This is a genomic window from Cutibacterium modestum, from assembly GCF_008326345.1.
GTDB lineage: Bacteria > Actinomycetota > Actinomycetes > Propionibacteriales > Propionibacteriaceae > Cutibacterium > Cutibacterium modestum.
In genome coordinates, this window is record NZ_BJEN01000003.1 from 150098 (window position 1) to 163696 (window position 13599).

Annotated in this window: 9 protein-coding genes and 5 pseudogenes; 5 read left to right on the forward strand and 9 right to left on the reverse strand. The window is 59.3% G+C overall.

Going from position 1 to position 13599, the window contains the following annotated elements; all coding sequences use genetic code 11:
- Positions 1 to 24: 24 nt before the first annotated feature.
- Positions 25 to 555 carry a Dps family protein gene (locus F1563_RS08920; protein WP_002528149.1) on the reverse strand — a complete coding sequence of 177 codons (531 nt, stop codon included), beginning with the start codon at positions 553 to 555 and terminating at the stop codon, positions 25 to 27.
- A gap of 166 nt (positions 556 to 721) precedes the next feature.
- Between F1563_RS08920 and F1563_RS08925 the strand changes: the two genes are divergently transcribed.
- Entirely contained in the window at positions 722 to 1387 is a 666-nt protein-coding gene (locus F1563_RS08925) for a bifunctional 4-hydroxy-2-oxoglutarate aldolase/2-dehydro-3-deoxy-phosphogluconate aldolase (protein ID WP_002528148.1), read from the forward strand.
- 39 nt (positions 1388 to 1426) lie between these two features.
- Here the strand turns inward: F1563_RS08925 and F1563_RS08930 are convergent, their stop codons facing one another.
- A complete protein-coding gene (locus F1563_RS08930; protein ID WP_172623686.1) occupies positions 1427 to 2326 on the reverse strand; it encodes a hypothetical protein in 900 nt (299 codons plus the stop codon).
- Positions 2327 to 2562: 236 nt separating this feature from the next.
- Between F1563_RS08930 and pgi the strand changes: the two genes are divergently transcribed.
- The 3 genes and pseudogenes from pgi to F1563_RS08940 all read left to right on the forward strand — a co-directional run.
- Complete coding sequence (pgi, locus tag F1563_RS08935) at positions 2563 to 4245, forward strand: glucose-6-phosphate isomerase (protein WP_007434185.1); 1683 nt, start codon at positions 2563 to 2565, stop codon at positions 4243 to 4245.
- A gap of 369 nt (positions 4246 to 4614) precedes the next feature.
- The gene (locus F1563_RS13650; RefSeq protein ID WP_155522428.1) at positions 4615 to 4767 is read left to right on the forward strand and encodes a hypothetical protein; all 153 of its coding nucleotides are present in this window, start codon (positions 4615 to 4617) and stop codon (positions 4765 to 4767) included.
- 106 nt (positions 4768 to 4873) lie between these two features.
- Positions 4874 to 5253, forward strand: a pseudogene (locus tag F1563_RS08940) (SanA/YdcF family protein); the annotation flags it as partial.
- 318 nt (positions 5254 to 5571) lie between these two features.
- Here the strand turns inward: F1563_RS08940 and F1563_RS08945 are convergent.
- On the reverse strand, positions 5572 to 6393 hold the full coding sequence (locus tag F1563_RS08945; protein WP_002528141.1) for an aldo/keto reductase: 822 nt from the start codon (positions 6391 to 6393) through the stop codon (positions 5572 to 5574).
- Positions 6394 to 6449: 56 nt separating this feature from the next.
- Between F1563_RS08945 and argS the strand changes: the two genes are divergently transcribed.
- Positions 6450 to 8198, forward strand: coding sequence for an arginine--tRNA ligase (gene argS / locus F1563_RS08950; RefSeq protein ID WP_172623659.1), 1749 nt, complete (start codon positions 6450 to 6452; stop codon positions 8196 to 8198).
- Between the two features lie 1180 nt (positions 8199 to 9378).
- Here the strand turns inward: argS and F1563_RS13655 are convergent.
- From F1563_RS13655 to F1563_RS08970, 6 genes and pseudogenes are all read right to left on the reverse strand, one after another.
- Positions 9379 to 9550: pseudogene (locus F1563_RS13655) on the reverse strand (RDD family protein); the annotation flags it as partial.
- 166 nt (positions 9551 to 9716) lie between these two features.
- Positions 9717 to 10848 (reverse strand): annotated as a pseudogene (gene ppgK, locus F1563_RS08955) (polyphosphate--glucose phosphotransferase).
- 6 nt (positions 10849 to 10854) lie between these two features.
- Positions 10855 to 11325 (reverse strand): annotated as a pseudogene (locus F1563_RS14650) (PH domain-containing protein); the annotation flags it as partial.
- A gap of 144 nt (positions 11326 to 11469) precedes the next feature.
- Positions 11470 to 11847 (reverse strand): annotated as a pseudogene (locus F1563_RS14655) (PH domain-containing protein); the annotation flags it as partial.
- Positions 11848 to 11933: 86 nt separating this feature from the next.
- A complete protein-coding gene (locus F1563_RS14885) occupies positions 11934 to 12422 on the reverse strand; it encodes a PH domain-containing protein (protein ID WP_371863509.1) in 489 nt (162 codons plus the stop codon).
- Between the two features lie 168 nt (positions 12423 to 12590).
- Positions 12591 to 13565: a ribonucleotide-diphosphate reductase subunit beta gene (locus tag F1563_RS08970; protein WP_002528133.1), complete on the reverse strand. Its 975-nt coding sequence runs from the start codon at positions 13563 to 13565 to the stop codon at positions 12591 to 12593.
- Positions 13566 to 13599 lie beyond the last annotated feature (34 nt).

Below are 13599 nucleotides of genomic sequence, written 5' to 3' on the forward strand. Positions count from 1 at the left end.
ATGGACTGCGTCTGAACCGGTGAATCAGCAAGCAGTCGGGGTACGAGTTTCGGCGCTGATGAACCACGCCTGCTGCTCAAGTTGCTGAATGAATCCGTGCAGGATGTCAGCGGAGGTGGGGTCTTCCTCGTCAATCTGATTGTGGACCTCGCGCATAGTGCCGGTGACAGCCTCGATCGACTCGGTGATGACCTTGATGGCGTCGTGGGTCAGCACCTCGCCCTGAGGGGACTCTGGCAGGGTGTTAGTGGCAGCCACAACCGCGGGACGGCCGTCCGGGGAGGCATGCAGGGCGCGCATACGTTCGGCAATCTCGTCAGCGCCCTCGCGGGCAATCGCGACGACCTCGTCAAGATTGAGGTGGAGGTCACGGAAGTTGGGGCCGACGATATTCCAGTGGGCATGCTTGCCTACCAACTCCAGGGCGATAAAGTCGACGAGAACCTTTTGAAGGTTTGCAGCGAGGGTCTCGGAAGCCTTGAAACCAGACTCAGCATTTTCCAGCTTGGTAATGGTCTGTCCAGCAGGATTCGGAACATTCACGGTATTAGCCATTCGACATCTCCTTCGTTCGTGGTGGTCAAGTGCCGGCCACCGGCGTACATATAGGGAAACAGGAGCCGAAAGTGTTTTATTCCGTTGCGAGCACGAAAGATTCGGGATGTCAAGTGTTGGAGTCTCCTGCATCGGCGAGATGCCCTCATGGGGCATGATGTGACCTATGAGCGCAGAGGTTGACGATTCGAGCCGCACTGACGGTCGATTGGCCTTTCCCGACGAAGTGGTGGCGACGAAGATCATTGCGGTACTCCCCGACGTTCCCGGAGCTGATCTCATGGCCCCCATTGAGGCGATGATCCAGGAGAAGGTACGCGCTTTTACCCTCCCAGTCGCCGATGTTGAGCGTCGTCGCGCCGTACTTAAGATCTACCGACGCCGCTCCGTTATTGGTGTCTACGGGGTGATGTGTGTCGAGGACGTCCAGGGGCTTGTCGACGACAGGGTTGCCTTTGCCCTCCCGGTGGCCGCAAACCGTGAGGTTCTCGACTCCTTACGCCAAGCTGGCATTCCCGCTGCTCCGGACGCTCTGACTCCCACCGAGGTACGGGCTGCCTGGGATGCCGGTGCCGACGCCGTCCAAGTTGTCCCGGCCGACATGGGGTCGGCTAGCTACGGCGACATCCTCACCCGCATGGCTCCCGGGACTGCCCTCATCCCGCGCGGTGGAGTCGGTTCCTACGCGCTGCGACGCTGGCTAGCCGCAGGTGCCCTTGCCGTCTGTCTTGACGACGTTCTCGTCGGGGATGCTTGTGAGGACGGTATCGTCTCGGCCCTGCGCGAGCGTTGCCGTTCGGTACTGCAGGTGATTGCAGATGCGAACGCCTGATCGCGCCTGAACTCGATGGGTGCGTCACCGACGACGTCTTCAACGCTGGTCCGGGCCACCCCAGTCGTCGAAGAGGGAATTGCCGTCCCCCTCGTCACCAGAACGGCTCTTGCCACCGCGGCGACGGGTCACTGAGCCGAGCAGGACACCGAGCAGTAGAACCCCGACGACTCCCGCGAGGATGAGAACCGGCTTGCGGCCGCCGAAAGAGTCCAGGACGCTGAGGTGCGCGGCTGGAGCAGGACGGGATGACGTCGTAGGGATCCGGCCGTCCGGGGAGCCCACACCATCATTGGTAGCGGTCGGTGGTGTCGGCGTCGTAGGGGTCACGGTGGTCGGAGTAGGAGTCGGGGTGGGACTTGGACTGGCCGACTTCACCTGCACCGTTGACGTCCGCTGCGAGACTCCGTATCGGGAGTCGAGCAGTTTGACCGTCACCGTGAGAGGCCCGCTTGGAGCATCGAGCGGAACCTGGATTGCGGCTTGGTAATAGCCCTGGGAGTCGGTGGGAGTCGTCAACGCCGCCTGACCGTCAGTACCGAGCACTATCGCCACTTGGCCGTCGGTGACTGGACGATGGTTGGAAAGGATCACTTGGCCATGAACGTTGAGCAGCGTCCCGGGCGTGGTGGCCATCGGTTTCACGGCTACTGAGATGCCAGTCGGCAGGGGAGCGATCGAGAAACTGCCGCTTGCCGACGCGGCTCCGACGCCCTCGATGCCGTCGAAGGTGGCAGACAACTCGTGGGAGCCAGCTTGCATACCGGGAGGCAACCGAAGGGTGCTGGACCACGATCCGTCGCCATGCGTCACGCCCGCAGTGAAGGGTTTTCCGTCTACCGCCAGGTTGATGAGGGCTCCTGAGACCGGTTGCCCGTTTTGGGTTCGTAATGCCCCCTTGACCTGCACGGTGCCCAACCGGTCGAGGGATGCGCTCATCGACAGGTCTCCGGGCGGCGTCGCCCCCGGAGGTACGGCATGGGCCGTCGATACCGCCCACGGCGTCGACGTAACGGGCATTGGCGGGGTCAGGATCAACATCGAGACGGCGAGAAGCGACGTCAGGGCCAGGCGGTGTCTCGCGCTCACGTGTCCTCCATATAGTCGATCCCGAACATGATAAGTGCGGTGGGCGTTGATGACACGATTGCCGCCGCATCTCCTAGGCTTGAGTTATGCAGACTCCCATCGACGCTACGTCCACCCCCGCATGGGGAAAGCTCTCCGATCTGAAATCCCACTTCGTTGACGGGCCGCACAAGCTGCGCCGCTTGTTTGACGTTGACTCCCAGCGTGCTGAGCGCTACACCCTCGACGTTGCCGACCTGCACGTCGATGTGTCGAAGAATCTTCTCACCGACGAGATCCGGGACGCCCTCCTCGAGCTTGCCGAACAAACGCACGTCACCGAGCGTCGTGATGCGATGTACGCCGGTGAACACATCAACGTCACCGAGGACCGCGCCGTCCTTCACACCGCTTTGCGTCGACCCGCTACGGATTCCCTTGTCGTCGATGGTCAGGATGCTGTCGCCGATGTCCATGAGGTGCTTGACAAGATTTACGCTTTTGCGGGCAAGGTGCGTTCGGGCGAGTGGAGGGGAGTCACCGGCAAGCCGATTCGTACTGTCATCAACGTTGGTATCGGTGGTTCCGATCTTGGCCCCGTGATGGCGTATGAGGCTCTCAAGCCCTACGTCAAGGAGGGTCTGGAGTGCCGTTTCATCTCCAACATCGACCCGACGGATGCCGCCGTCAAGACCGCTGATCTCGACCCCGAGACCACCCTGGTCATCATCGCCTCCAAGACCTTCACCACCCTCGAGACCCTGACCAACGCCCGGTGCGTGCGTGCCTGGCTGCTTGATGGTTTGGTCGCCGCCGGTGCCATCGAGGACACCGAGGAGGCCCGTCGCGGAGCCGTCGCTAAGCACTTCGTCGCTGTTTCGACGGCCCTGGACAAAGTCGAGGAGTTCGGCATTGACCCGGTCAACGCCTTCGGCTTCTGGAGCTGGGTGGGCGGACGCTATTCGGTGGATTCCGCCGTCGGCACCTCGCTGGCCGTGGCTATCGGGCCGAAGGGCTTCGAGGACTTCTTAGCCGGATTCCGCGCCGTCGACGAGCACTTCGCCACTGCCGCACCGGAGCAGAACGTCCCGCTGCTCATGGGCATGTTGAACATCTGGTACGTCAACTTCTGGAAGGCCCACTCGCACGCCGTGCTGCCGTACGCCCAGTACCTGCACCGCTTTCCGGCGTACTTGCAGCAGCTGACCATGGAGTCCAACGGCAAGTCGGTGCGCTGGGACGGCTCGGCGGTGACCACAGATACTGGCGAGATCTTCTGGGGTGAGCCGGGAACCAACGGCCAGCACGCCTTCTATCAGCTCATCCACCAGGGCACTCGCCTCATTCCCGCCGACTTCATCGCGGTGGCCAACCCGGCTCACCCGACCAGGGACGGCGAGACCGATGTCCACCAGCTGTTCCTCAGCAACTTCTTCGCCCAGACCGCTGCGTTGGCGTTCGGCAAGACCGCTGACGAGGTGCGCGCCGAGGGCACCGACGAGGCCATTGTGCCAGCACGGGTCTTCCCCGGGGACCGTCCGACGACGTCGATCATGGCCGACGAACTCTCCCCAAAGGTCCTCGGAGAACTCATCGCCTTGTACGAGCACATCACCTTCGTGCAGGGTGCCGTGTGGGGTATCGATTCCTTCGACCAGTGGGGTGTCGAGCTCGGCAAGAGGCTCGCCCTGCAGATTGCCCCGGCGGTCAGCGGTGACGACGAGGCCCTGGCCACCCAGGACCCGTCCACCCAGGGTCTGGTGACGTGGTATCGCGAGCATCGGCGGTGATCACTGTGGGGTGGTGTTTGGCGGCAGTGATGCCGTCAAACACCACCCTAAGAAAAGCTGTACTTTCGTATAGGTCGTGAACATTTCGTTCGATCTGTGCCATGATAATATGCTCTTGCATACCTTCAATGGGGAAGCATTCGATGAAGAGTTAATGGTACGAAAGGTAGTCATCAATGTTCTCACGTGAAGTTTGGAGGTACCCTTACTGGTTATGCTGGTTTGTTTTCTAGATCAAGGTTCCTGGATCTCTTTGTAAAGGACTTTAACGCAACGGCTAAGTTTATAGACTGACTAGTTTGAAATAGTTTTATGAGTATTACTGCTGGGTTGCTAGCTGAATGGGAAGTCTAGCGCGTGGATGTATTATTGATGTCGAGTGAGTCGTGGGTTATCTCGATGCTGATTGTCGCGGTCGTTATTCTTGCGGTCATTATTGGTCTCCTAGTGGCGATAAGCATGGCGAGAAGCGTTGGGTTAGCGACGGAGTTTTTTGGGGTAGGCGGCATGGTGTGGTGGTGACCTCTTTTGTGCTCCCACGCACCATTGCAGTCGCTGGAGACCGCAAGTGAAACACGGGTTATACAGTGGGAGTGTGAGTTCGCGCCGCCGACACCCAATTCGCACCGTGATCGTGTCGACATGCATTACTGCCCTCGTTGCGCTGTTGGGGGTCTGGGTGCTGGCTGGGGTACTGTCATACGGCAAGGTTCACGACGTCGATTCCGCTCCAACTCGCGATGTCACTATCGTCTTCGGGGTACAGGTGCTGTCGTCTGGATAGCCGTCGGCATATCTGAAGGGGCGCCTTGACGTCGCCGCTGCGCTGTACTCGTCTGGTCGCACTAAGATCATCCCTGTTTCTGGGGACAACCGGACACGTTATCATGATGAGCGCTGCGCTATGAAGAAATACCTGGTATATGTTAAAGGTATCCCGGCGTCCAAAATCGTGCCGGACCGAGCCGGATATGGCACCTATGACACGTGTTGCGGGCCCGTCGCATTTTGACGTTCAGTCAGCCATACGCAGTGCTATTAGGAGTCGCGGGCATTTGCGACGTGTTAGAGAACGGCCTTGCTGCCGTCGGCGTCCCGGATCGCGGTCAGCCTCGCGATGACGTCTGGTGGTATGGCTGGCACCGCGAGTTCGGGTTCCGGCTCAAGATGATCTGGGACGTCGTCAGCTGGTGAAAACCGACTCTGGGACAGACTGTCGACGGAGTCCACAAGGCCCTCAACTCGTGATGGCGTGCGGACGATTGTCGCCCGCAAACGCGTTGCCGGGGCTGAGATATGGACCCGGCAACGGTTATGTCTTCGGAATCAGAAATCAGCGGTAGCTGGGTCGCCGCCAAGCCTGTTGCCGTGGTCGAGGCCGTCGATGGCGGCAATCTGCTCGTCAGACAGCTCGAAACCGAATACGTCGAAGTTCTCGGCAATTCGTGACGGTGTCACCGACTTGGGGAATACCACGTTGCCGATCTGCAGATGCCAGCGGATGACCACCTGGGCAGGCGTCTTGCCGGTCGCCTTAGCAATGTCGGCGAGGACCGGGTTGTCGAGGTCCTTCGACTGGCCCAGCGGGCTCCAAGCTTCCGGGGTGATGCCGCGCTTGGCCAGCTCTGCTCGGAAGGTCGCCTGGTTGAAGGTCGGGTGCATCTCGATCTGGTCGACACTCGGGGTGACCCCTTCGATGGCGTCCAGATGCTCGGTCTTGAAGTTCGACACACCAATGGAGCGCGTCAAGCCCTCTGACTTGAAGTCCTGCAGGGCGTTCCATGCCTCGATGTAGGCATCGCCATACTTGACAGGAGCCGGCCAGTGGATGAGGTAGAGGTCGATGTGGTCAAGGCCCAGCTTGGACAGGCTGGTCTCGATCGCTTTGCGGGCATCGTTGGCATGATGGGCGTCGTTCCATAGCTTGGTGGTGATGAAGAGGTCTTTACGGTCCAGGCCAGAGGCAGCGAGCGCACGGCCAACCCCCTCTTCATTATCGTAGATAGCTGCGGTGTCGATATGGCGGAAACCCGCCTCCAAAGCGGCACTGACGGCTTTCTCAGCCTCGTCGGCAGGAACTTGCCAGGTGCCGAAACCGAGCTGGGGGATGACAACTCCGTCGTTAAGAGTGGTAGTGGGAACGCTCATAAATCCTCCCTGTCGAAACGTCGCTATCGTCAAAGTGAACGTATCCGCGCTGGTGTTTGTTCCAAAAACGTCACCACAGCGCCTGTGACGCCTCCAACTGTGACGAGTTGCCCCGCTCGTGGGAGAATGCCGCCATGTCGTCACTTCCTTCTCAGCTTGCTGCCCGGATCGAGTCCGTTACCGGGATTGATCCGCAGTTGCGCCCGGCTACTAAACCACAGTTCGGGCATTTCCAGTCCAACGTTGCCCTGCGCCTGGCTAAGGAGGAGAAACGCCCGCCGCGTGACGTCGCCGCCGACATCGTTGCCAAGCTGGACGTCGAGGACCTGTGCGAGACCCCTGACATCGCTGGCCCGGGTTTTATCAATCTGCGGCTACGTTCCGATGTGTTGGCCCGCGTTGCCTCCGACCTCATCACCGACCCCAATATCGGGATTACCCAAGTAGAAGAGCCTCAGCGGGTCGTCATTGACTATTCGGCCCCCAATGTTGCCAAACAGATGCACGTCGGCCATCTGCGCTCGACGATTATCGGCGACTGCTTCAACCGGGTGCTTAGTGCTCAAGGCCATACCGTCATCCCGCAGAACCATCTCGGCGACTGGGGTACCCAGTTCGGCATGCTCGTCGAGTACATCGTCGAAAACCGGATGGATCTTTCCGAGTTTGATCTTCCCGGCGTTGAACAGCTCTACAAGGACGCCAAGAAAACCTTTGATGCCGATCCCGAGTTCGCCGATCGTGCGCGTCGCCGTGTCGTCAAGCTGCAGGGCGGCGACGAGGAGACTCTGCGGATCTGGCGGACCCTCATCGATGTCTCGTTGGAGGGGTTCAATGCGGTATATGCCCGGCTGTCAGTGCTGCTAACCGACGACGACGTCGCCGGGGAGTCCACGTACAACGACGACCTTCCCCGTGTTGTGGACGAGCTCGAGGCCGATGGTCTGGCCGTTGAGGACAATGGTGCGTTGTGTGTTTTCGTCGAGGGGCAGGATGCTCCAATGATCGTGCGTAAGAGGGATGGCGGTTTCGGATATGACGCCACCGATCTCGCCGCTATTCGTCGTCGCGTTGGCAAGCTCAAGGCTGACCGCATCATCTATGTCACCGACGTGCGCCAGAGCCACCATTTCGAGGTGCTTTTCCAAGTGGCACGGATGGCCGGATTCCTGCCCGACGACGTCGAGACTCAGCACGTTGGTTACGGCATGGTGCTTGGCCCGGATGGCCGCCCCTTCAAAACTCGTGAGGGCGGTACGGTGTCGTTGTGGAGTCTACTCGACGAGGCCGAGACCCACGCCGCACCGAACATCGCCCTGGCCGCCATTAAATACGCCGACCTGTCCACCGGCCTGCAGAAGGACTACGTCTTCGACGCTGAGCGGATGGTCCAGACCACCGGCGACACCGGCCCGTACCTGCAGTACGCCCACGCCCGCGTTTCACAGATCCTGCGCAAGGCAGCCGCCGAGGCCAACCCGGACGTTGACCCCGAGGCTGACCTGGATGCAATGGTTTGGGGTCGCATTAGCGTTCTTGACGAGCCCGCCGAGCAGCAGTTGGCCCTGTTGCTCTCGCAGTTCGGTGAGGTCGTCGAGCTGGTGGCCCAGGACCTGACCCCGCACAAGCTGTGCACCTACCTGTACGAGCTGGCCGGTGCCTACTCGGTGTTCTATGAGCAGTGCCCGGTGTTGCGTAGCACCGGAGAGGTACGCGGATCGCGTTTGGCCTTGTGCGCGGCGACTCGGCGGGTACTTGGCCGGGGCCTTGATCTGCTGGGTATCGACGCCCCCGACCGGATGTGATGCGAGCCTGTGCTCGCCGACCGCCTCTGCCTTAGAGGCGGTGCCCTCTTCGATAGGGCTCTCGGTCAGCAAGGTGGGGTCTTGATGCTCCTTGCATCGACCAGCTGCAGACTTCATCTGCGGCTGGTGAGGCCGTGTTTGATCCCGGGATTACGGCTCGGGTCGCCAGCGAGGGTGGTCAGTCCAGTGAGGTTGATGATGATTGCCTACCCGTGCCGGCCAAGCTGGTGGGCCATATCGCGAAGGTATGCAGTGGGCTGGATGGGGCCTACGTAATTGCCTGGTCAAGTTGCCCACGGGACTGAGATGCAGAACGGTTGGAACGAGTGGATTGGATTACCCTGATCAGCCAACGCAGTATTCCTTTTTGATGACTTTTGCTCTTTTTCCTCTTTCTGTATCAGCTTGTGATTTCGGTGGCGACGCCGACAGTTCAAAGGAAGCTCCTAACGGTTCGGAGGCAAGAGGAAATAAGCTCTTTTTATCGGAGATGATTCCATGGTCTCCTCGGACGGCAGCCCTATCACCGTCCGTGTACCAGACGCTGCGATAAAGGCTGTAACAGAGGATAGAAATCCTCCAAATCACCTTACAAAGTCTCTCACGATTAAATCTAATACGCTAAAGAGAAGTGGTAAATGTGTGATCGATTTAAAGTATCATCCTGATCCAGAGGTAGAGAAAGAGGTTCGGGGAAGGATAGAGAAGAAACCTGCTTAATTCAGTAGATCTGATGCCAGTTTAGAAATCAGTTCACTGTTAGGTCTTTGAGATATGGAAGGGGCTGATAATATATCATTCAATGGTCTCATGAAAGAGACGGACGGCCTATGGAGGCAGCTAGCCGTTAGCGAACTGAGTATGCATCCCGCCATTGGAGAGATAGCTGACAGGGTGAGGAAGCCCGTTGTCAGGGTAAGCCCACGAAACGAACACGGTACGAAGCACGGCTGCATATCGGCCCCTGAGGACCGATGGTGTGGTAGCTATTGCCGTGGACGCGGGAATGATGCGGTCTCAGTAGGCTCTTTTCGCCTGGACTCTTTTGTCTACGGTCGATCCACCGCTCTCGTCGACGATCTCAACTTGCGCACCTACGTTCACGATGTCGGCAACGTAGCTTGAACCCGCCCGCAACACGGAAAAACGGCTGGGAGCAGATCAAAGAAGCTCCTCGCCTCCAAATGGCATCACTCAGCAAGGCCATGAATTGTTGCCCCTTGAGTCATAGGTGCCGGCTCGCAAGTAGGGAAGTTCCGCTCCTTGCGGACCTTGTAGATGAGTGTCGGAACGAGGGAAACCAGAACGATTGCGGCCGAAATGAGGGTCAGGATGAACTCTTGCTTGGTCATGAGTTTTTTTCATGTGCGGCTATGGCAGTGACCCTGCCGTGGTGAAGGGCCGTCGCACATCGTCCCGCGGTACGACAACCGAGTGATACGTGGGTTTGAGTGCGTAACTGGTCAAACTCGCAGACATGACGATCGCCCGTCCGCTTGGACGGGCGATCAATGTGGGTCAGTCTGCGTCCTCCGCCTTCTTGGCTGCCTCGACGATCTGCTCCTCGGGTACGTCGGGGTGGTCAAGGCGCCACCGAGCTTGCCAGGCGGCACCAATGATGCCAGCACGGTTTAGCAGCTTCGCCGGGACCATCGGCGTCTCCAGATTAAGGTACTTGAAGAACTTGTTATGGTCCTTGGAAACACCGCCACCGACGACAAAGAGATCGGGGGAAAAGAGCATCTCGACGACCTCATAGTAGCGCTGCAAACGCTTGGTGGCCCAGTCCTTGTAGGACATGTTCTTGCGGTCCTTGACTGAGGAGGCGGCGCGCCTTTCAGCATCGTGGCCGTCGATCTCTAGATGCCCGAGCTCGGTGTTTGGCAACAGGATGCCGTTGTTGATGACCGCAGAGCCGATGCCGGTGCCCAGAGTGGTGAGAATGACAACACCCGGCACCCCCTTCGCGGCCCCGTAGTGGACCTCGCCCACACCTGCGGCGTCGGCGTCGTTAAGGACGGTTACCGGGCGGCCCAGAGCGTCACTGATGTAGTCCTCCGCGTGCAAACCGGCCCAACCTTGATCGAGGTTGGCGATGAAAGGGATGACGCCGTGGCGTGCCGGGGCGGGAAAGGAGATACCGACCGGCCCGTCGCCGATGGTGGGGGTGAAATTGTCGACGATCTCACGCAGTACGGCGACAACATTCTTGGGCGACGACTTCTCCGGGGTGAGAATGCGAAGCCTCGGTTCGGCGAAGTCCCCGATTTCGAGGTCAACCGGGGCTCCTTTGATTCCGGAACCACCAACGTCAATTCCCAGCACCTTGCTCATGATGGACAAGCGTAACGGTAGATGGCTGGTCTAAGAGAGACTCATGGGATAGTTCCCGGGCACGGGATGCACGGGTGCGATCCATCTGACCAACGACAAAGGCCCGGGCGTGCGCGGCGTCAAGGTTGGGGCAGGAGACCGTCACCGGACCAGACGAGATATGCACGTCGACATCAGCCAAACCAAGTTTGCGCTGTAACGGTCCTTGGGACAGTCCTACCGACTGCGATCGAGCATGAGGAACGACACTGAAGGTCCGGGTGAACAGCCCCTTGCGTGTCACGACAACTTTCTCGTCGAATCCCCAGCCGATGATCTTCTGGTCAAACCAGCGAAACCATCGCGCTCGCTTTGGAATCCCAAGGAGGTGTACTGCGTCCAGCTGGAATCCGGGCCACAGGGCGTCAAGAGCCGTGCGCACCTGCTCATCGTCACCGATCGGCAACAGCACTGTCGACTGCTCGACGTCGGAGAGCTTGGCTCCGCCGAGCACCGTCATGGTGATGCGGGACATTCCGAGCGGCCGCCACAGCAGGGGCTTGGACACCTCGACGGCTTGCACTCGTCGTACCGGAACTGTGCGCGTCGTTAGGCTGGTGAGTCCGTGGACCGCCTTGAGCGCCCCCGGCGAGCGCAGTAGGGCGAATTTCCATGCTGCATCCAACTGTTTCCAAACCACACCAATCATACTCAAAAGTAAGGCAAGGATGGCGGCGATGCCAATAGGCTGATCGGCGATGACACTGATAACAATCGAGGCGATTAGAGCTAACACCTGAACCACGAACGTCATCGACAGGAAACCCGCGATGAGGGCGCGGCGCGCAGTGATGCTTACGATTTCATGTTCGTCGCGGCGCCGATCCCACCATTGGGATCCGATTCCGTCGCCTTCTGGGCGCTCGGCTGCCTCATGATGGGCTCGCGAAATGAGCAGGTCGCGTAGCTCGTAGGCGACGCGACGCGTGAGGAACTCGATCTTTTTGGAATCGGATGCCCCGACGTCGATATTCAGGCTTGCCAGTCCGACGATTCTTGCGGCGAAAGGCTGGACGACGTCAACTCCCTGAACCTTGGACAAGGACAGCCGGTCGGATTTGTGGATGATGAACCGGTGTTCAATGCGCACTTCATCTTCGTCAATTCGGAACCTCGTAGTCAGCCAGACGAAGGTTCCGACAATGATTTGCAGGATGGCGACTACGACGACGATGCCGCCTGCGACCCCCAGATTTCGAAATGATATCGAGTGGAAGTCGTTGGCATTCTCGAGTATTTCTCGCAGTACGATGACTGCGGCGGCTGCAATGATCATCCAGCCGCGCACGAGTGGAGTCGCCCAGTGGGGACGCTGCTCGACGACCTCTTCGACGTCCCTCGTCTCGCTGGCCCTCTGTTCGATCACAGCGCCGCGTCCTTCTCCTCGGCCATTTCAGTAATGCGGTCGCGCAGCGCACGGGCCTCCTCGGCGGGCAGACCGTCGATGGAGGCATCGGTGGCCGTGGCGGCAGTAACGAGCTGGACTGATGCCACTCCCCAATGCCGGTCGATAGGGCCAGCATTGATCTCCACCGCCTGCATACGGCCATAGGGGACGATGACCATTTGACGAAACCACGGCCCTGAGCGGATGCACAAGTCGCTCTCGCGTTCACACCACCCCATCGCCGCGACGATGGCGGGCATTCGGGAGTACCTCCACCCGGTGAAGGCTAGACCGACAACGGCCGCGATGATGCCCGTCCACCAGGTGACGAAAACTCCCAGCACGACGGCGAGGATGATCGTTAAGATGCCCCAGGTCAGACAGACCATGAGCCTCTTGACGGTTACGAAGCTTTTGGAGACTGGATGCCACTCGCATCCGGGAGGGCTAAAGAGTTCGTCCACGGCATCGACCCTAACAAGGGACAATGCCGGCCCCAAGACATTACGTGGGGCCGGCATGTCAGCGTGCATGCTGTGGCGACATTCATGCACGTTCACCACACGGGGTTGACGGCGAGTCCCCGAATACAGGGGCTCGCCGTCATCGGGGATCGGGGTCCGCTCCCGATCTCACCGACCCCCGGTGGCGTGGGCATTGACCTCATATGAGGTGTTGGTGGTCTCGAAGAAATTCACAAGCTGCAAGGTGTCATTGGCTGTGGCCATCCATTTGGCCGGGTTAGCTACGTGATATTCTGGCTCGAGTCCGAGCTCCTCGAGACGACGATCTGCCAAGTATTTGACGTAGTCGGCGTTCATTCCGGGGATGCCCCGAGGGAGCATGTCGCGGTTGTACTGTGCCTCCATCTCGACCCCTTTGAGGATCATGTCGTGGATCTCGACCGCGAATTCATCGGTGGCGATATCGGGATTTTCCTCCAGAACTGTCAGGATGAGATTCATTCCGAATTTCAGGTGTAAAGATTCGTCACGGACCACCCAATCGATGAGAGAGCCAAAATTACGCAGTAAATTCCGCTGGCGGAACGACAACGCGACCATGAATCCGGAGTAGAACCAAATCCCTTCGAGGATGATGTTGTAGGCAATCAGGTTGCGTACGAAGTCCTGCTTACCCTCGACGGTAGTGATATCGAGGGTCTGCTCGGTCACCCGTTTGATGAACTCCACCTCGAAGGCCTCTTTGCGAGCCATAGAGGGGACGTGGATGTGAGATCGGTAGGCTTCGTCGCGGTCAATCGGGAAGGTCTCGAGGACGTACTCGAAAGCCATGCAGTGGTTGGCCTCTTCCCACATCTGCTTTGCCAGGTACAGGTGGCACTCGGCAGCATTGACGTAGGGATAGACGCCAAAGGCCAGCGCTTTGTTGACGAGTAGCTCATTGGGATTGAAGTAGCTCATGAGGTGGGTCAGGGCATGGTGTTCGTCCGGGGTCATCCGGGCGAAGTCGGCGAGGTCTTCATCGAGCTGGACCTCGTTGGGGAACCACGTGTTTGCCACAGCCTGGTTGTAAAGGTCATAGGCCCAGGGGTAGGTGACGGGCTTGAGTAGCAGCCCCTCCTGGATTCCGGAACCAAGGATCATAGGTGCTCTCGCTTTCAGTGGGCGGTGTGGTTAG